This window comes from Methylophaga thalassica (assembly GCF_030159795.1).
Classification (GTDB): Bacteria; Pseudomonadota; Gammaproteobacteria; order Nitrosococcales; family Methylophagaceae; genus Methylophaga; species Methylophaga thalassica.
Map to the genome: position 1 here is coordinate 350,628 of NZ_BSND01000005.1, position 19,427 is coordinate 370,054.

At 44.0% G+C, this 19,427-nt stretch carries 21 protein-coding genes; 16 read left to right on the forward strand and 5 right to left on the reverse strand.

Translation table 11 applies throughout. The features are described from left to right. Positions 1-4 precede the first annotated feature (4 nt). The 15 genes from flhA (at position 5) to QQL60_RS08935 (ending at position 13,496) form a co-directional block, all read left to right on the forward strand. Positions 5-2,092 (forward strand): flagellar biosynthesis protein FlhA, encoded by a 2,088-nt coding sequence (flhA, locus tag QQL60_RS08865; protein ID WP_007146645.1) that lies wholly within the window; start codon positions 5-7, stop codon positions 2,090-2,092. 21 nt (positions 2,093-2,113) lie between these two features. After that, entirely contained in the window at positions 2,114-3,322 is a 1,209-nt protein-coding gene (gene flhF, locus QQL60_RS08870; protein WP_007146646.1) for a flagellar biosynthesis GTPase FlhF, read from the forward strand. After that, positions 3,315-4,187, forward strand: a complete 873-nt coding sequence (locus QQL60_RS08875) for a MinD/ParA family protein (RefSeq protein WP_007146647.1) — start codon at positions 3,315-3,317, stop codon at positions 4,185-4,187. Before flhF ends, QQL60_RS08875 begins: the two co-directional genes overlap by 8 nt. Next, positions 4,184-4,906, forward strand: a complete 723-nt coding sequence (locus QQL60_RS08880; RefSeq protein WP_284723096.1) for an RNA polymerase sigma factor FliA — start codon at positions 4,184-4,186, stop codon at positions 4,904-4,906. The genes QQL60_RS08875 and QQL60_RS08880 overlap by 4 nt, the downstream gene beginning before the upstream one ends. A gap of 28 nt (positions 4,907-4,934) precedes the next feature. Next, positions 4,935-5,312 carry a chemotaxis response regulator CheY gene (gene cheY / locus QQL60_RS08885; protein WP_040576613.1) on the forward strand — a complete coding sequence of 126 codons (378 nt, stop codon included), beginning with the start codon at positions 4,935-4,937 and terminating at the stop codon, positions 5,310-5,312. A gap of 14 nt (positions 5,313-5,326) precedes the next feature. Continuing rightward, positions 5,327-6,058 carry a protein phosphatase CheZ gene (locus QQL60_RS08890; protein ID WP_007146650.1) on the forward strand — a complete coding sequence of 244 codons (732 nt, stop codon included), beginning with the start codon at positions 5,327-5,329 and terminating at the stop codon, positions 6,056-6,058. An 11-nt stretch (positions 6,059-6,069) separates the two neighbouring features. Next, entirely contained in the window at positions 6,070-8,088 is a 2,019-nt protein-coding gene (locus tag QQL60_RS08895) for a chemotaxis protein CheA (protein ID WP_284723097.1), read from the forward strand. An 8-nt stretch (positions 8,089-8,096) separates the two neighbouring features. Next, positions 8,097-9,152 carry a protein-glutamate methylesterase/protein-glutamine glutaminase gene (locus tag QQL60_RS08900; RefSeq protein ID WP_007146652.1) on the forward strand — a complete coding sequence of 352 codons (1,056 nt, stop codon included), beginning with the start codon at positions 8,097-8,099 and terminating at the stop codon, positions 9,150-9,152. Position 9,153: 1 nt separating this feature from the next. Then, entirely contained in the window at positions 9,154-9,894 is a 741-nt protein-coding gene (locus QQL60_RS08905; protein ID WP_273179812.1) for a flagellar motor protein, read from the forward strand. A gap of 10 nt (positions 9,895-9,904) precedes the next feature. Then, positions 9,905-10,798, forward strand: a complete 894-nt coding sequence (motD, locus tag QQL60_RS08910) for a flagellar motor protein MotD (protein ID WP_007146654.1) — start codon at positions 9,905-9,907, stop codon at positions 10,796-10,798. Between the two features lie 2 nt (positions 10,799-10,800). Next, positions 10,801-11,589: a ParA family protein gene (locus QQL60_RS08915; RefSeq protein ID WP_007146655.1), complete on the forward strand. Its 789-nt coding sequence runs from the start codon at positions 10,801-10,803 to the stop codon at positions 11,587-11,589. After that, positions 11,582-12,343 carry a chemotaxis protein CheW gene (locus tag QQL60_RS08920; RefSeq protein ID WP_284723098.1) on the forward strand — a complete coding sequence of 254 codons (762 nt, stop codon included), beginning with the start codon at positions 11,582-11,584 and terminating at the stop codon, positions 12,341-12,343. Before QQL60_RS08915 ends, QQL60_RS08920 begins: the two co-directional genes overlap by 8 nt. A gap of 83 nt (positions 12,344-12,426) precedes the next feature. Next, a complete protein-coding gene (locus QQL60_RS08925; RefSeq protein ID WP_007146657.1) occupies positions 12,427-12,900 on the forward strand; it encodes a chemotaxis protein CheW in 474 nt (157 codons plus the stop codon). 12 nt (positions 12,901-12,912) lie between these two features. After that, entirely contained in the window at positions 12,913-13,095 is a 183-nt protein-coding gene (locus QQL60_RS08930; RefSeq protein ID WP_273179807.1) for a hypothetical protein, read from the forward strand. Positions 13,096-13,124: 29 nt separating this feature from the next. Further along, positions 13,125-13,496, forward strand: a complete 372-nt coding sequence (locus QQL60_RS08935) for a DUF2802 domain-containing protein (protein WP_007146659.1) — start codon at positions 13,125-13,127, stop codon at positions 13,494-13,496. On the opposite strand, the gene QQL60_RS08940 is transcribed toward QQL60_RS08935, so the two are convergent. From QQL60_RS08940 to fliK, 3 genes are all read right to left on the reverse strand, one after another. Beyond that, complete coding sequence (locus QQL60_RS08940) at positions 13,493-15,310, reverse strand: putative bifunctional diguanylate cyclase/phosphodiesterase (RefSeq protein WP_007146660.1); 1,818 nt, start codon at positions 15,308-15,310, stop codon at positions 13,493-13,495. The genes QQL60_RS08935 and QQL60_RS08940 overlap by 4 nt on opposite strands. A 186-nt stretch (positions 15,311-15,496) precedes the next feature. Then, entirely contained in the window at positions 15,497-15,790 is a 294-nt protein-coding gene (locus QQL60_RS08945) for an EscU/YscU/HrcU family type III secretion system export apparatus switch protein (RefSeq protein ID WP_007146661.1), read from the reverse strand. Beyond that, positions 15,787-17,472, reverse strand: coding sequence for a flagellar hook-length control protein FliK (gene fliK, locus QQL60_RS08950; RefSeq protein WP_284723099.1), 1,686 nt, complete (start codon positions 17,470-17,472; stop codon positions 15,787-15,789). The genes QQL60_RS08945 and fliK overlap by 4 nt, the downstream gene beginning before the upstream one ends. A gap of 65 nt (positions 17,473-17,537) precedes the next feature. Between fliK and QQL60_RS08955 the strand changes: the two genes are divergently transcribed. Beyond that, the gene (locus tag QQL60_RS08955) at positions 17,538-18,419 is read left to right on the forward strand and encodes a pentapeptide repeat-containing protein (RefSeq protein ID WP_284723100.1); all 882 of its coding nucleotides are present in this window, start codon (positions 17,538-17,540) and stop codon (positions 18,417-18,419) included. On the opposite strand, the gene QQL60_RS08960 is transcribed toward QQL60_RS08955, so the two are convergent. Continuing rightward, positions 18,408-19,028, reverse strand: a complete 621-nt coding sequence (locus QQL60_RS08960; protein WP_284723101.1) for a DUF2238 domain-containing protein — start codon at positions 19,026-19,028, stop codon at positions 18,408-18,410. The two genes, QQL60_RS08955 and QQL60_RS08960, sit on opposite strands and share 12 nt — an antisense overlap. A gap of 16 nt (positions 19,029-19,044) precedes the next feature. Next, positions 19,045-19,425 (reverse strand): Co2+/Mg2+ efflux protein ApaG, encoded by a 381-nt coding sequence (apaG, locus tag QQL60_RS08965; protein ID WP_007146665.1) that lies wholly within the window; start codon positions 19,423-19,425, stop codon positions 19,045-19,047. Positions 19,426-19,427 lie beyond the last annotated feature (2 nt).

Consider the following 19,427-nt stretch of genomic DNA (forward strand, 5'->3'; position numbering starts at 1 on the left):
CTACATGGAAAATAACGTACTGGCTGCCCGTTTTAAATCAGTTGTAAACGGTCAATTAGCCACGCCAATGCTACTGGTGGCATTGCTGGCCATGGTTATCCTTCCCTTACCAGCTTTTATGCTGGATATGCTATTTACCTTTAATATCGCCCTATCACTGGTGATTGTACTTGCCAGTATTTACATGCTTAAACCGCTGCACTTTGCAGCCTTTCCCAGTATTTTGTTGATCGCAACCCTACTGCGCTTAGCATTAAATGTCGCCTCAACCCGCATCATTCTGCTGGAAGGACACACCGGAGCGGCGGCGGCTGGTAACGTTATCGAAGCTTTTGGCGAGTTCGTGATTGGTGGTAACTATGCTGTCGGTTTTGTGGTGTTTTCTATCCTCGTCATTATTAACTTTGTCGTGGTCACCAAAGGTGCTACACGTATTGCCGAAGTTAGTGCCCGCTTCACTCTGGACTCTATGCCTGGTAAGCAAATGGCGATCGATGCTGATTTAAACGCTGGTCTTATCGATCAGGATGAAGCACGTCGTCGTCGTGAAGAAATTATGCAGGAATCAGACTTTTACGGTTCCATGGACGGTGCCAGTAAGTTTGTCCGTGGTGATGCTGTCGCCGGTATCCTAATCCTGTTTATCAATATTATTGGCGGTTTCATTATCGGTGTTGCCCAACATGATTTGAGTTTTTCTCAAGCCGCACAGAACTACACATTATTAACTATTGGTGATGGTCTGGTTGCCCAGTTACCTTCATTATTACTGGCATCAGCAGCCGGCCTGCTGATTACACGCTCCACAAAAGAACAGGATATGGGGCAACAGATTGTCAGTCAGTTATTGAGTAATCCCAAAACCTTGGCGGTGACATCGATTATTATCGGTGGACTCGGTTTAATTCCAGGTATGCCAAATATCCCCTTCCTGATTCTAGCCGCCATCGGTGGTGGCAGTGCATTTATGATTCATCAGCGTCAAAAAGTCGCCACGCAGAATGAATTAACGGCGTCCCAACAACCTTCATCTGAGACTTCCCGTGAGCAACGTGAACTCAGTTGGGATGATTTGAGCCCGGTTGATCCTATTGGCCTGGAAGTGGGTTATCGCCTTATTCCTCTGGTAGATAAAAACCAGGGCGGACAATTAATGAATAGAATCAAAGGAATACGTAAGAAAATCTCACAAGAAATGGGCTTTTTGATCCCACCGGTACATATTCGCGATAATTTGGATCTGGCACCAACGGCCTATCAAATCACCCTGTTTGGGGTGACATTTGGTGAAGCAGAAGTACATCCAGACAGAATGTTGGCTATCAACCCAGGTCAGGTTTTTGGTGCGCTTGAAGGTATCAAAACACAAGATCCTGCTTTTGGACTTGATGCTACCTGGATCGAAACCGGTCAACGAGAATATGCACAAGCGCAAGGCTACACCGTTGTTGATGTCGACACGGTTATTGCTACCCATTTGAGTAAGATTTTGAATAATCACGCCCATGATCTGCTGGGACGTGAAGAAGTTCAGCACTTGCTCGATAACCTTGGAAAATCTGCGCCTAAACTAGTTGAAGGTCTGGTGCCTGATACCGTGCCATTAGGTACGGTACAAAAAGTCTTACAAAACCTGTTGGAAGAAAACATTCCTGTGCGTGACATTCGCACCATCACCGAAGCGATTTCTGAACAGGCGAGTCGTAATCCAGATCCTGAAGCCATTACAGCCGCAACGCGTATGGCACTGAGTCATTCCATTATTCAGCATATCAATGGCACTCGCACTGATTTGCCGATTATCACCTTAGATCCAGAACTGGAACAGATATTGCTAAAAACTTTACAGGCATCGGGAGAAGGTGGAGCCAGCCTGGAACCAGGACTGGCAGAGAATATGCACAAGAACTTGCAGGAAGCCACTCAAAGACAGGAAATGACGGGTGACTCAGCTATTCTGGTAGTTCAGGCAGGTTTGAGAAGTTGGATTTCTCGTTTTATTCGCCACTCCATTCCCGGTTTGAACGTGTTGTCCTATAACGAAATACCGGATGACAAACAAATAAGAATAGTGGCCAATATCGGCCGATGAATTAGAGTTTGAGGTTGATGTATGAAAATCAAACGTTTCCAGGCAGCTGATGTACGTCAAGCTATCCGAGAAGTAAGAGATGTTCTCGGTCCGGATGCAGTCATTCTCTCCAACACACGTGTTGACGGTGGGATTGAGATCGTCGCGGCCACTGATTATGACGAATCGCAGTTTCGTCGTCAGTCTCAGGTAGACGAAGCGCCACAACCTCATGTATCTCCAAGGGTAGAAATTAATCCCAGTCTTGAGAGTAATTCGTTTGAGCCATCTCAGCCTGCTCCGAAACAAAATATCTGGTCTCAGGAACCCACTTTAGTCCAGATGCGTAAAGAAATCGCTGGCTTACGTAATATGCTGCAAAACCAGCTTTCCGATCTGACATGGAAAGATATGGAACGTCAAAATCCAACTCAGGTACAGCTACTGAAGCGCTTTATGCAAATGGGTATTGATGTTGAACTTGCCAAATCCATTACCGCAAAAATACAAGGTATTGATGATTTAGAAACAGCATGGCGTCATTGTCTCGGGCAGTTAGCCTCTCAAATTCATCTCACTGAAGAAGATATTTTATCGCAGGGCGGCATCTATGCCCTGGTCGGACCAACCGGTGTTGGCAAAACCACTACCATCGCTAAACTGGCCGCTCGTTGCGCTCTAAAGCATGGCGCCCGGCAGGTTGCCCTGATCACTACTGACTGCTATCGCATTGGTGGACAAGAGCAGTTACGCACCTATGCCAGGATTCTAGGCGTACCTGTCAGAGTTGCCCGAACCCATGCTGAGCTGACTGAAACACTTAATGACCTGCTTGATCGCCGCTTTATCCTGATAGATACTGCGGGAATGAATCAACGTGATATAAAACTGACAGAGAAGTTTGCCGTGATTAAACAGCAGTCACCTCGTGTCAAAACTTACTTAACGATGTCAGCGAACACTCAAACAAGTGCTATGGATGATATTATTAATGCCTATTCTCACTTGAACTTGAGCGGCTGTATCCTGACAAAAACAGATGAAGCCAGCAGTCTTGGTGGTGCCGTTTCAGCTTTAGTGCGGCATCGTTTACCACTGGCCTATATTGCTAATGGTCAGCAGGTTCCTGAGGATCTGAGTCTCGCCCGGCCAAATACACTTGTTAATCAGGCCAGTGAGTTGATGAATGATGAGCAACAACTGGATCCTCAAACAGTATCCAGTTATGGAGGTTTTGCCGCCTATGGCTGAAAATACCCATGATCAAGCTGCTGGCCTTCGAAAAATGGCGCAAGCAGCCAGACCAGTGAAGGTCATTGCTATTGCCAGTGGTAAAGGTGGGGTTGGTAAAACCAATGTCACCGTTAACTTGGGCGTTGCACTTGCTGCATTGGGCAAAGAAGTCGTTCTATTGGATGCTGACTTAGGCTTGGCAAATATTGACGTTATGTTAGGGCTTCATCCTCAATTCAATCTGCTTCATGTTCTGGATGGCTCAAAAACACTGAATGAAATAATTGTTGAGGGTCCCTCTGGTTTAAAAATCATTCCTGCGACGTCTGGCGTGAAAAAAATGGCCGAGTTAAGCAGTGCTGAACACGCTGGCATGATACAAGCCTTCAGCGAAATGGATCAGCATATTGATGTTTTACTTATCGATAGTGCAGCCGGGATCGCAGATAGTGTTATCAGCTTTAGTAAAGCTGCTCAAGAAGTCATTGTGGTGGTGTGTGATGAACCCGCTTCCATCACCGATGCTTACGCTTTAATCAAATTACTCAGTCGTGAACACCAAGTAGAGCGCTTCCATATCGTCACTAATATGTGTAGAAGTGTACAAGAAGGTCGTGAACTGTTTGATAAAATTTCGCTAGTCTGTGATCGCTTTCTCGACGTCACCCTCGATTTTATGGGTATAGTACCGTTTGATGAGGATTTAAGACGGTCTGTCAAGAAACAACGCAGTGTAGTAGAAGCATTTCCACGTAGCAAAGCGGCTACAGCGTTTAATCATTTAGCTAAAAAAATAGAGTATTGGCCAGTACAGAAGCAGCCACGTGGGCACATGGAATTTTTTGTTGAAAGACTCATTCAGGCAAGTATGGAAATGGTATGAGCAACAGAGCTGTCATGTACACATCGGGTCAAAGTAAATCAGAATTGATTGAACAGCACGCGCCTTTGGTAAAGCGAATCGCTTATCACATGATCGCCAGACTGCCAGCATCGGTTGATGTAGAAGATTTGATCCAGGCAGGTATGATTGGCTTACTTGATGCTTCACATCAGTATAACTCAGCTCAGGGTGCCAGTTTTGAAACCTATGCCGGTATCCGTATTCGTGGTTCGATGCTGGATGAAATCCGACGTAATGACTGGGCACCGAGATCCGTTCATAGAAAAGCCCGAGAAATTGCAGAACAAATGCATAAAATAGAACAAGAAAAAGGGCGAAATGCTTCAGACAGTGAAGTAGCGAGTGCACTTGGTATCGATATCAATGAATACTATCAACAGTTAAATGATTCGAGTGGTTATCAGATTTTCAGTCTTGACGAGTTTACTGATAATGATGAAACCCATGCTCATCCAATATCTGTCGACCCCAGCGGACCCGATGATGAAGTTCAGGATGATGATTTCCAACAGGCATTGGCACAAGCCATAGACACACTACCAGAGCGAGAGCGCTTATTAATGAGCCTGTATTATAATGACGAATTAAATTTAAAGGAGATAGGCGAGGTTCTGGGAGTCAGTGAATCCAGGGTCAGTCAGATTCATAGCCAAACTGTGATTCGACTTCGCGCCAAACTTCGTGACTGGATTATGTAAATTTTGGAGGTGTGCTTTGGATAAAAATATGAAGATCCTGATCGTGGATGATTTTTCCACAATGCGTCGGATAATAAAAAACCTGTTACGAGATCTGGGATTTAACAATACGCAAGAAGCTGATGATGGTCTTACGGCCTTGCCTATTCTTCAGGCAGGCGGAATTGATTTTCTGGTCACCGATTGGAATATGCCAGGCATGCAAGGTATTGATCTGCTTAAAACTGTTCGTGCCGATGAAAAACTTTCATCACTACCGGTTCTGATGGTCACCGCCGAAACAAAACGCGAGCAGATTATTGAAGCGGCACAGGCTGGCGTGAATGGTTATATCGTCAAGCCATTTACTGCAGCAACGCTTAAAGAAAAAATCGAAAAGATTTTTGAACGCATCAACGCACAATAAGGAGCACTCGGCTCATGGCTTCAGCAAATCAGGCAACCCAATTAGAAGCAGCACGAGCCCTCGTCGAGGCGCTTGAAAAGAATGATGAGATCGCTGCTGAGGAACAACTGACAATTCTGGCAAAAGCACAGGAAAGTCATTTATTCAAAGAAGTAGGCAAGCTTACACGTGAACTTCATGATTCTTTGAATAACTTCAATCTTGATGCAAAACTGGTCGATTTAACCCAGAATAATATGCCTAACACACGTGAACGGCTTAACTATGTCATCACCACGACAGAAGAAGCGGCACACAAAACCTTAGGTTACATCGATAACACCTTACCTTTAGCTCAAGAACTCCGAAATACTGCCGAAAAGATAGATGAGAGTTGGCACCGTTTTCGGAAAAAGGAAATGAATGCAGATGAGTTTCGCTTGTTGGTAAAAGAAATAGAAGAGTATTTACCTACAGTGAAACAACATGCAGATCAGGTTCACCATAATTTATCTGAAATGATGTTGGCTCAGGGCTTCCAGGACTTAACAGGACAAGTGATTCGTCAGGTTATTAGCTTGGTAGAAGAAGTGGAAGACAGTTTAGTGCAGTTAGTCAAAGTGGCTGGCAAACCGAAACAGTCTCCGAATAAAAAAGAAATTGACCCAATTAAAGCCGAAGGTCCGCAGATAAATGCACAAGACAACCCGAACGTGGTGAATAACCAGGATGATGTGGATGACTTGTTATCTAGCCTCGGCTTCTGAGGAAATGATTCATGGCGCTGGACACAGATGATGAAATCCTGCAAGACTTTCTTGTTGAAGCAGAAGAAATATTAGAAGGTCTGAATGAGCAACTTGTTGAGCTAGAAAATAGCCCGCAAGATGCCGATCTCCTTAACTCCATCTTTCGTGGTTTTCATACCATTAAAGGTGGTGCAGGCTTTCTTAGTCTGGAAGCGATGGTCAATCTTTGCCACAAGAGCGAGGACTTATTCAATCTGTTAAGACAAGGTGAACGCTTTGTCGATGCCGATATGATGGATACCTTCCTCAAAGTGCTCGATATTCTTAATACGATGTTTGCCGAAATTAAATCCGGTCAATATCCAAGCCCTGCTGATAATGAAATTATTGAGCAATTATCTGTATACATCAATAATGATTCAGCCGTGGGTGCGCCAGAGCCAGAACCAGAAGTCGCGCCTGAAGAACAAGTTGAGGAAGTTGCGCCATCTCAAGGATCAGAATCAGCCAGTACAGCTGCAGATGATGAAATCACGGATGATGAATTTGAAGCTTTATTAGACCAGCTCCATGGTAATTCTGCGCCAGGCATTAAAGACACAGAAAAAGCAAGTACACCTGCTCCTACCCCAACACCCACTTCAACAGGTAGTGATGACATAACTGAAGAAGAGTTTGAGGCTCTTCTGGATGAATTACAGGGAGCAAAAAAGGCACAAGCTGAGCCCCCCGCCCCAACGCCATCCGTGCCCAAACCAGCTAGCCCGCCAGCATCTGATAAAGCGGCAGAAACCAAAGCTTCTGCACCGAAACCAGTAGAAAAAGCCCCTGCTGCTGAAAAGGTTGAAGCGAAAGCGGCTCCTGCCAAACAAGCAGCGGATACCAGTGTACGTGTTGATACAAGCCGTCTTGATGAAATCATGAATATGGTGGGTGAACTTGTACTGGTAAGAAACCGTATAAGCACGCTTGAATCAGCGTTTGAAAATGAAGAGATGGCAAAGGCTGTCAATAATCTGCGCGTGGTCACAGGGGATTTACAGACGGCTGTGATGAAAACGCGTATGCAGCCAATCAAAAAAGTATTTGGTCGCTTCCCTCGCGTTGTGCGGGATATAGCCAGAAGCCTTAAAAAAGATATTGATCTTGAGCTTCGTGGTGAGGAAACCGATCTTGATAAAAACTTAGTTGAGGCACTGGCCGATCCGCTTGTGCATTTGGTCAGAAATGCGGTGGATCATGGTATTGAAATGCCAGATGTGCGTGAAGCTGCTGGTAAACCTCGTCAAGGTAAAGTCGTCCTCTCTGCCGCTCAGGAAGGTGATCATATCTTACTGACTATCGCTGATGATGGTGCGGGTATGAACCCTGAAACCCTGCGCCGTAAAGCTGTTGAAAAAGGCATGATGGATGAAGACACAGCAGGAAGACTCACAGAATCCGAGTGCTTTTCACTGATCTTCTCTCCCGGTTTTTCCATGAAACAGGAAATATCAGATATTTCCGGCCGTGGTGTCGGTATGGACGTGGTAAAAACCAGCATATCGAAACTGAATGGCGTTATCGATATTCAATCTGAAGTCGGTGTGGGTACAACCCTCTCTATTAAGGTCCCACTGACATTAGCCATTATGCCGACATTGATGGTGATGTTGGGTGAACAAATTTTTGCATTCCCGTTGGTTAACGTGAATGAGATATTCCATCTCGATCTTTCTAAAACCAATGTGGTGGATGGTCAACAAACCATTATGGTGAGAAATAAAGCCTTACCCTTATTTTATCTCAGCAAATGGCTGACCAAAGGTCGGACTGATGGCAAAAAACCTGAAATTGAACATGTTGTTATCGTAAATGTAGGTACTCAGCGTGTCGGCTTTGTGGTCGATGTCCTGCTGGGGCAAGAAGAAGTTGTTATTAAACCACTTGGAGCTTTGTTACAAGGAACTCATGGGTTTGCTGGCGCGACTATTACTGGTGACGGCCGCATTGCATTAATTCTGGATTTCCCTGAATTAATGAAAGTCCATGCTAACCGTGGATATTAGGAGCAGGTGTGACGGTTAAGGTTCTGATAGTCGATGACTCAAGTTTTTTCCGTAAACGTCTTGCTGAAATCATAGCAACCGATCCGCGACTTCAAGTCATTGCCACTGCCAGTAATGGCGAAGAAGCTATCAGGGAAGTACAACGTCACCATCCCGATGTGGTCACAATGGACTTAGAAATGCCGGTGATGGATGGCATTACCGCCGTACGTAAAATAAAAGCAATCCGTAATACACCCGTCCTTATGTTGTCGACCTGGACCACGGAAGGAGCGAAATCGACGCTGGATGCACTGGAAGCCGGTGCGACAGATTTTTTACCAAAGCGTTTTGAAGATTTATCGAGTGATAAAGTTGAAGCTCAACGCAAGCTTTGCCAGCGAATATATCAACTGTCCAGTGGCTTTCACGCCAATCACTCAGATTTATCAGCGGCGAACAGAATAGTCAAAAGCCAAGTATCTGTTCCAGTGAAAGCTGATAAGTCCTCAAATACGACACCTGAGCTGGTTGCCATCGGTACCTCGACAGGTGGCCCGGTTGCTCTACAAAAAGTATTAACACAATTGCCGGCGAATTTTCCTTGTCCTATTTTATTAATTCAGCACATGCCGGCCACATTTACACCCTCATTTGCAGAACGCTTGAATACACAATGTGCAATTCGGGTAAAACAGGCAGAAAATGGTGAAGTGTTGCAAGCGGGTACAGCCTATCTGGCACCTGGCGGCCAACAAATGTTACTTAAAGGCCGCCCAAATCATCTCTATGTCAGTATCGAAGCAGGTGACGCTAATGAGACCTACAAACCCTGTGTGGATCTGACATTTGATTCTATTGCCAATATATGTGGAGCCAAAACCTTAGCTGTTATCTTGACGGGTATGGGTAGTGATGGTCGTAATGGCTGTGAAAATATCAAGAAAAGAACTGGCACCGTATGGGCTCAGGATCAACAAAGCAGTACGATTTATGGCATGCCAATGGCTGTCGCTAAAGCTGGCCTGGCTGACAAAATTCTCGATATCAACGACATTGGTCGACAACTGGCGGAACTGAGTTGATATGGATATTTTGAGTATCCTCGGACTCATTATTGGTTTTGGGGCCATACTGATAGGCCAGTATCTTGAAGGCGGTCATATTGACACCATTATGAACGCTGTCGCCCTGTTGATTGTGATGGGCGGCACGCTTGGTGCAGTCATGCTACAAACGCCAATGAGTACATTTCTGCGTGCCATGCGAATGTCTTTATGGATCATCAAACCACCCAAGTTATCACCTCGCCTGCAATTAGAAAAAATACTGGAATGGAATCAGGTTGCACGACGAGAAGGACTCATCAGACTGGAATCTATGGCGATTGAAGAGACCGATCTTTTCACGCAAAAAGGCCTGCAATTGATTGCTGATGGCATTGAACCGGAAGTACTCAGAGAGGTACTGGAAAATGATCTGGATATTCAGGAATCAGATGATTTTCAGGCAGCCAAAGTGTTCGAAGCCATGGGTGGATACTCACCCACTATTGGTATTATTGGCGCTGTGATGGGACTCATTCATGTGATGGGAAATCTGGCAGATCCTGCCTCACTGGGTTCAGGTATTGCTGTTGCCTTTGTCGCTACAATTTATGGTGTGGGTCTTGCCAACCTATTATTCCTGCCAATCGGTAATAAGCTAAAAGCGTTGATTAATAAGCGTAGTCGTCTTCAAATGATGTTGATTGAAGGGTTAATTGGTGTAGCTGATGGTGACAACCCAAGAAATATCGAAAGTCGCCTTCAGGCCTATTTAAACTGAGTGATGCTCTATGGCTCGTCGAAACAGACATGAAGAACATGAAAATCACGAACGTTGGCTGGTCTCCTATGCTGACTTTATCACCCTTTTATTTGCTTTTTTTGTCGTGATGTACTCGATCTCTTCCGTCAATGAAGGTAAATACCGTGTGCTGTCCGATACTCTGGAAGCGGTATTCTCAGAACCTGTTCGTAGTAAAGATCCAATACAAATTGGTGAAATCAGTCGGGGAAAAGGTGAGATAGTGATTGAACCTCTCGCCCCAGTAGTGCCGGAAACGCCTCTACCTGAGGTTGTTTCCAACTTTCCACCTAAAGCGACAGATAATGATATCCGTACCATCAATGATCTATCCAAACAATTCAGCTCCGCATTATCCGATTGGATTAAATCTGACGATGTCATGATAAAACAAGGTGAAGACTGGCTAGAACTGGAAATAAAGTCACGAGTGTTATTTGAAAGTGGTGAAGCTAGGCTGGCCCGCCCTGCTATACCTGTTCTGGGGGAGATAGCTAGTATCCTTCAAAAATCAGCTAATCCTATTCAGGTTGAAGGATTTACTGATAATAACCCCATTAATACGCCACGTTTTCCATCTAACTGGGAATTATCGGCTGCACGTGCTGCCAGTGTTGTCCATTTATTGGACAGGTACGGTATTCAACCTGACCGTATGTCAGCTATCGGCTATGGCGAGTATAAACCGATTGCAAGTAATGATACTGAAGCAGGACGGCAGAAAAACCGCCGGGTGGTGTTGGTTGTGTTGGGTAATGATATGAGCCGTCGGGATATCAATGTTTTCCATGATGCAAGCACAGGCTCCCCTTCATCCAGATCGTCAATCCCCGTTAATTCTGACACAAGCCAGTCTGGCCAAAATAATACAGGTGAACAATAATCATGGCTGTCTGGGCAGTATGTAATCAGAAAGGCGGGGTCGCAAAAACGACAACAGTAGTGTCGCTTGCCAGCCTACTTGCTCAGAAAGGTGAGCCCGTGCTGATGCTCGATCTTGATCCTCATGGCTCACTGACAACCTATCTCGGTTATGATCCTGACAGCATTGAAACCAGTATTTACACCTTATTTCAGCAATTAGACAACACTCCCAAAGAAGCCATTTTAAAAAGTCTGAAAAAAACTCGTCACGATAATATTTTCTTATTACCCGCCTCCACCGCGATGGCAACACTGGACCGACAGTTAGGTGCTCAACAAGGGAAAGGCTTAGTGATTCGTAAAACATTAAGCTTTTTCAAAGATCGCTTTAAACACGTGCTTATTGACTGCCCGCCAATGCTTGGGGTGTTAATGATCAACGCGCTGGCAGCCTGCGATAAACTGATTATTCCGGTCCAGACTGAGTTTTTATCGCTCAAAGGTCTTGAGCATATGTTGCACACCGTGTCGATGATTAATCATTCACGACGAAGCGCCCTGCCCTATTTTATTGTTCCGACCATGCATGATGGCCGAACAAAAGCAGCTATAGACTGTCTGGCAGAACTTCATAAACGCTATGGTGATAATGTCTGGCAAAGTTTTGTTCCTGTCGATATCGGCTTTCGTGAAGCCAGTAAGCTTGGGCTGCCTTTACCAGAAATGTCACCCGATAGCGCAGGCACAAGAGCCTATAAACAATTGTTGAATATGTTAAATGAGCCAGAGGTGAATGTTTCCAATGGCTAAGAAAAAAATTTATGAACAGCGGGATGCGTTATCCGCTTACTTCAATGATATGTTATTGGATTCAGAGCAGACCGCGAGCGATGCTGCTGTAAGCCATTCAGAACCACCAATAACCAAACCCGCATTGAAACAGACTGTCATATTTCCAACAGAGGATATTATCCAGTCTGATGAAGATATTGTCGTTCCAGCCAACGCGCTGGTATCGACACCGACGCCAGAAAACGAGGATGACATACAGCCTCAAGACGTGAGCAGCGAAACAGAATCGATAGTAGAAGAGTCCCTCCAATCTGATGCCGCAACAGAAACGACAGCAGACAAGCGACAAATACCGAATATTGTTCTCAAAATATTATTGTGTGATATCGGTGGTATGAAAGTCGCTATCAAAGTTGATTCGCTTGATAAAATTATTCGCTGGCCAACGCAGGGGCTGAGTCAAATTCCTGGACGTAAATCATGGGAAGTCGGTCTTTTCAGTGACAATGGTCAAAATACTAATGTCATTGATATCAGAACGCTACTACATACCCCCAATAAAGAAACAGCATTACAAGCAAACTATATACTTCTGGTCAATGACAGACGCACTGGTATCGCATGCGATAACATTGAGCAAATTATCAATAAAAACAGTGGCGACATTAACTGGCGCCATGATACAAGTCAGCGGCCATGGTTTACAGGCGTACTGAGCGAAACAATGCACAGTATTTTGGATATCTCTGCCATCATTAATGCCTTAGAGTGATGTTAACTGGCATGATGTCTGCATATCCTTTATCAGCAGCTCGCTGTCATAAAAATGACAGCCATATCAGAAGGTCATAAAACATGAGCGAGAAAGATAACAGTAACGAAAACCCGATTTTACAGTGGGTGACGTATCAACTCGAAGACGAATACTATGGTATTAACGTCATGCAGGTGCAGGAAGTATTACGCATGACTGAAATTGCGCCGGTACCAGGCGCGCCTTCTTATGTACTGGGTATTATTAACTTACGTGGCAATGTAGTGACCGTCATCGATACCCGAATGCGTTTTGGTTTAAACGCGATTGAACCTGATGATCGGGCTCGAATTATTATCGTAGAAGTCTCTGGCCATGTTATTGGTATGTTGGTCGACTGTGTGGCAGAAGTCGTTTATTTACGACAGTCAGAAATTGATACTGCACCTAATGTCAGTGATGACAGTTCACGCTTTATTCAAGGGGTCTGCAAACGTGATAAATATTTGTTGATTCTGGTCGACGTCAATAAATTATTAAACGATGAAGAGATTGCTGACATTTCTGGTTTTTAAGGGATAAAGTCAATGGCTGATGATATTAATCCTATCCAGCCGACCACGCCCTTGCCTGTTATTCATCCTGTCTCAGATGAAGATAAACCGGCGCAACAGGATCAGCACAAGAAGAAACAAGAGACGACTGAAGAAGAAGAGAAACCGCGTCCAAAAGAAGATGATAAGGGCGAGTTTATTGATGAGTACGTTTAAGTTCAGACAGTTGTCTGGGGAGTAAAACCATGACTATTTTCGTCGTATTTACCGTGATGAGTGCCGTATTTCTGGTCATTGGCCTCGCTACCATGCGTCTGCTGAAACTGTATCAATTGCAAACTAAACGTATTCATGATCTTCAAAATCAAATCACTGCCTTATGCTCGGGTGCTGCTGGTACTGATGATCGTATCCATAAGTTCGAGCAAACACTTAGTAAACTGCGTGATCATCAACGCAGCCTCGACCTCAGTGCCAATCATCAACCGGGTTACGACCATGCGATTCGTTTAGCTAAGAAAGGGGCGGATATTCAACAGCTGATAAATAACTGTAATTTAAGCGATGAAGAGGCTCATCTGATTACCACATTACATGGACAGCGTAATGTACATTAATCTTTTGGTTTCGGTATTTTGGCGTTGGGTTTACCGACTAAAAAGCCTTGAACCATATCAACACCATAACTCTTTAACAATTCTAAGGTACTTCTTCTCTCGACAAACTCCGCCACCGTCTTTTTACCAAGGCTATGAGCAATATCGATCATCGATTTCACTAATTGCTGATCAACCGGGTCGTTATCCAAATCAGTAATAAATCCGCCGTCAATTTTCAAAATGTCGACAGGGAAATGTTTTAAATAACTATACGAATTAAAGCCTGCCCCAAAATCATCGAGTGCAAAGCGGCATCCCAGTGAACGCAAATCCGACACCATTCTTCTTGTCTGCTCAAAGTTAGAGATGGCGTAGGTTTCGGTAATTTCAAAAACAATACGATTCGGATCTATCTTGGTCTGACTCAGCTTATCCCGTACTAACTTGTATAAATTCTCATCCAGAAATACATTGCCTGAAAGATTGATAGCAAACGATAGATTTTCTGGCATATTGACGATCAGCTCAAAGACTTTCGCCACGACCCAGAAATCAATCTGATGTATCAACCCCATTGCTTCAGCAACAGGAATGAACTCTTTTGGATAAAAAATAACGTTACCATCACCACGCATACGAATCAGGCACTCATAGTGTGAGACCTGCTCGGATTCAAGTGAATAAATCGGTTGGAACTCTAATAAAAACAAACCTTCCTTCAACGCAGCGCGAATGCGTGGTGCCCATTCCACACTATGACGCAAGGTATGCATTTCTCGGTCATCAGGACTGTAAAGATGCACTCTGTTGCGTCCGCGAGTTTTGGCGGTATAACAAGCCTGATTTGAATGTGACAGTACTTCCCCTACCGTGGTGGCATTGTCCGCATCAATCACTTTTAAACCGATACTGGCTGACAGATGATAATGATGACCATGATGTTCAAAATCATAGCCATCAAAAAGATTGCGTAGATCTTCAGCTAATTTGATTGCTGTTTCTTTATCCGTATTGTTGACCAGCACAGCAAACTCATCCGAACCAATCCTCACCAGAATATCGTTAATATTAAAATAACGCCTCAGCGAGTTAGCCACCTGTACCAGCAAAGTATCGCCTGCTTCATGTCCCTCGGCGTCATTCAGCACTTTAAAGCTATCTAAATCAATATAAAAAAGTGCACTGACGCTCATGAAATTACGCACCTGACTCAAGGTCATATCCAGTGCATTCTCTAGACGTCGTCGATTCGCCAGGCCGGTTAAATCATCATGATTCACTGAAAACTGTAAGCGTGCTTCCATCACTTTCAGGTTAGCAAGTTCATCTTCAAGCTCTGTTTGTCGTTTAAACGTTTTATCACGCTCTCGTTTAATTGCTAATGCCGTCATAATCGCTGGAGGTAATGATTCAGCTGTCATCGGGTGGTAAAGGAGCGAAGTCACACCATAGCCTAAATCAGTAAGTAACTGAGCATGATCCCAAATAGATTGCCTGCATAACGAAATAATGGGGATCAAACGCCATTCATCAAACTGATCCATCACCATACGAATATCTTTGGTAGAAATTCCAGGTAAATCATTATCTAAAATCAATAAGTCGATATCGGATAAGTCGTTTTGGATACTCTGCCGCAGTAACAGCATAACCCCATCAGTATCAGTCGCACTTTGTATGCGTTTAAAACCACTGATTTCAAGTAAGGTTTTTGTAAATGCCGTTTCGGCTGGATGGCGACCGCCAATGATGATCTTTGCATCAAGGAGTTCTGTAACTGAAGCTATGCTAGCAGGTAGATCAGATTTCTGATCAAGTGCTATCTCACGCATCAACGTTTCCTTGATTTTATTTTTCATCAGTTAGGGGAGCTACATTCTGTAGACCAGAAATTAAACATGCACCGACAATATCGGATATATATATTAAAATCAACACTTAATGTTATTTTTATAATCCTGATTATAAAGTTTATGAGTATGTTTCCAGAAAATGCTTATGTATATAAATGCTGAGTTTCAGCTTTGGTTTTTATTTTCTCTTTTATTTACAGGAACTTTTCCTGACACCAGATACGCATACGCAATAACCTCGGCAATCGCTCTGTAGAGTATCGGGGGAATTTCTTCACCAAGTTTGAGTTCACTCAATAACTCGGTCAACAGCGCATCCTGACGCAATGGGATATTGTGTTCGCGTGCTATGCGAATAATTTCATCCGCAATATCACCTTGACCAGTGGCGGTGACAATAGGTGCATTCTCACCATCATATTGAAGTGCTATGGCATGCAAAATATCTTTTTTACTCATACGGAAATATCCACCAGGTGATCATTTCGTTCTGTCATCACAATCGGTGTTACAGGCTTTACAATGCCTTGTCTGCAACTTAGGTGACTGACATTAAGCCCAATATCATTTAAGCGTCCATCTAAATACTCTAAATAAGTTGTCAATAATGTGGCACTTTGCTGACGTTCCGCTAATAACACCACACTCACATCAAGCGCGTGCAGTGTGATTCTGGCTTGCATAGGACCTAAATTCTGAGTTTCAAGGTTGAGTTGGACCTGCCAAATCGCTGAATCCTTATCTTTGTTCTTCCCGGTATATTGCTGGTCAATCCGCATCTGCAACATTTCCAGTTGCTGCTTTTCCTTAACGGGTAGATCAAATAGCCAAACATTGGCGTTGGTATTGAGATCATTGTCTTGGACCATCGACAATTGATTGAACTGAATTTTCGCAGTGACTGACTCAACATCCTGCAATAAATCACGCATCATTTGAAACTCAATCGCTCGCGTAACAGCCTGTTGCGCATTTGCAGCCACATTCACAACTGGTGCAGTCGTGACCGGTGGTGAACTTGTCGTCACGGGTGATGCTGTTTTATCTGTATTGCTTGCTGTTGTTAATCCTGACAATAAACTGAATAACAGCTGAGTTGGTGTTTGCCCACGATTTGCCAGAGCTGGCAATATTTGTGCTGGCAGAGGTCTCATATCCTGCGGTGTTGATAATACCTGCCTGATAGCAGTTTGCACCTCGATCGGTAGTTGTTTTATCAACTCTGGGTTATCCAGTAATTTAGGTAATAATGGGGATTGTAATTGTGCTCTAAGCACATCCGCTAATCGTAATAAATTCCCTTTCAAGTTCTGTTGTAAATTCGTCTCCGCAGTCGTTTGCTTCAGCTGATTTTCAAAAAACACACCACTGTTATTAATCGTTTGTTGCAGCTTTTCCGGCTGCTGCAAGCTGCTCTTATCCACCAGGTTTTGTATTAAACCAGTTAGTGCTTGTCGCACGGGCTCAGGCAGAGATTGCATAGTATCTGGCGATAAATTCATGCTCGCCGGTTTAGCTATCAGGTTCTGTAATAATGGTAATAATTCTCGCTGGTAATTCATCACCCGCTGTTCACGAGTCGCAGCATCCGGCATGATCTTCACCGATAATGGCAGTGTTTTTAATACCTCAACAGCAAGTTTATCGCCTGTTTTAAACAGCTGATTGATACCACTAACATCAATTTCCATTAGCTTAGGTAAAGCGTTGTTTAATTGAGCAAGCTGGTTAGCTTGAGGCTGAGTTACCGACCCATCAGTAATAAATTTAGGTGCCACTAATAAGCGATTTTGTGCAAGCATTTTGACAACATCGGCAGCAATGACTTGCCCTGCTTTTAATAGTGTTGCCAAAGTCATTGGCTCAATATCGATTTTTTGTGCTGAGGCAGGCGTTAATTGAATGACTGGCTGGCCAGCTTCGATAGATTTCTGCAGAGTGACTTTTTGACCAGGCGTCAGCTCTTGTTGCGTATTGACCTGAAACACCTTATCACCAAGCTGAAGTTTAATCTGTTCGGCATTGACTCTTCCAATCACTGTCGCCTCTACTTTTTGGCCGACAGGAAGTGCATCCGCTAATTTTGTAGAGGCATTTACAATCACTTCAGTATTCGCTTGTTGAGATCTATTTATCTGCATAAAGTCACTATATAACTCGACATAATGCTAGTATAGCAATCTGGTTATTGCTAAGAGCAATGGCAATGAAACATAAAAATGGACAATGGTATATTCGTAAACAGGGCAAGATTTCAGGCCCGTTTACCGCTTCTGTTATTAGTAATCACCTAAAAGTAGGGCGGCTTAGTTTGGATGATGAGGTCTCACGTGACCGTCGTCATTGGCATAGCTTTGCTGATTCTGTTGATTTCACTATTGCTCCCTCAAAAGATCAGCCTGTAAAAGGCTATTTAGATGAGCGTACAGGCTTGGATCGACGTAATTCAACAGATACTGTAGTCGATGAGTCAGTATTACAACAACGTCAAGGCGAACGGCGCGAGGAAGAAGCGGAAATAGAGCTGAAAAGACGATATCTGCGTCGAATCCTCATGCATCGTTACTTAAACCGTAACCAAAACATATTCTGGCCCAGCATCTCTATTTTAATTGTCCTTGTCATTGTCAGTATTTTAGCCATTCGCTTTCCAACACCTTTGCCAACGCCACAATCTGATTGCCAGTCTCCAGCAGCACCTAAGGTCAATTGGAATAACTGTCAGCTTTCAGGCCAAAATCTTACCAATACCACTCTCTCCATGGCGTTAATGCGTGCTAGTAATCTTAGCAATGCTAACCTGATGAATAGTGACTTATCGGGAGCTGATTTGGCTTATAGTGATCTGCGTAAGGCGAATTTGAGTTACGCCCTATTAATGAAGGCTGATCTGAAAGGTGCAAACTTAAGAGAAGCAGATTTAGGTGATGCCGATTTGTCTTATGCAGATTTGTCCTACGCCGATTTAACCCTGGCCAATATCAATGGTGCCAAGCTGGAAGGCGTTCAGTTAGATAATGCCATCTGGATTAATGGTGCAATATGCGGTAAAAACTCGATTGGTATTTGCCGACAATCAGTGCAATAGTTCGGCTAATTGACGATCCTGAGTTCTAGCAAAAACGCATTGAGCAAAGATACTGCCATTTAAGGCTAAGAACATATCCCACTGTGTATCCCAGTTATCACCTTGCGTTCCCAGGAACGCCTCAGCCGCCTGGGCATTAATTACAGCAGCGGCCCACTCGACAAACTCATAACAGGCACTGATAGCCAGACTTACAGAGCAGACCAGAAAAAATAACCACTTGCCTCGCTGAAGTGGAGAAGCGCGTAATAATATTTCACGAGCTAATAATGCTGGTACAACACCCTGAATAAAATGGCCCAGACGATCATAATGATTACGGGCTAAGTCGAACTCGTCCTGAATCCAGTTAAATAAGGGATTTTCTGCATAGGTGTAAAAACCGCCAATAATCAGAATAAAAGCAAAGATGCTAATAGCGCGAATTGAAATAATAGTCAGTGGAAATCGTCTATGCGTCACTAGCAATAGAGGTATTGCAACCATGACCGGCACGGTTTCCATAAACCAGGTCAATCGATCAGCAACCGGATCTATGGCAGAAACAAGCAAGGCAATAGAAACGAATCCCAACCAGATCAGTTTTTCTATATTATGACTTGTCAGCATTACGCAGAGCTTGGGCTTAGTGCAATTTACGTGGCGCAGCCAGGGTGAATGCCGGAATATTCACTTCAAAGCGTTCGCCATTATCACCCATCATTTTGTAATGACCTTGCATCATACCAACAGGCGTATCTAGCATCGCCGCACTGGTATAGGTGAATTCCTGTTCAGGGGCGAGATAAGGGTGAAGTCCTACGACACCATCGCCTTCTACTTCTTGCTCATGACCGTCGCCACCGGTAATTTTCCAGTAACGCGATAACAGCCGTGCCGATGATTGGCTGTGATTTTTGATAGTGATGGTATAGGCAAATAGATAGCGTGCTTTTTCCGGATCTGACTCTTCATCCAGATAGGTCGTTTCTACATCAACTAAAATATCGTTATTTTGTTCATTCATAG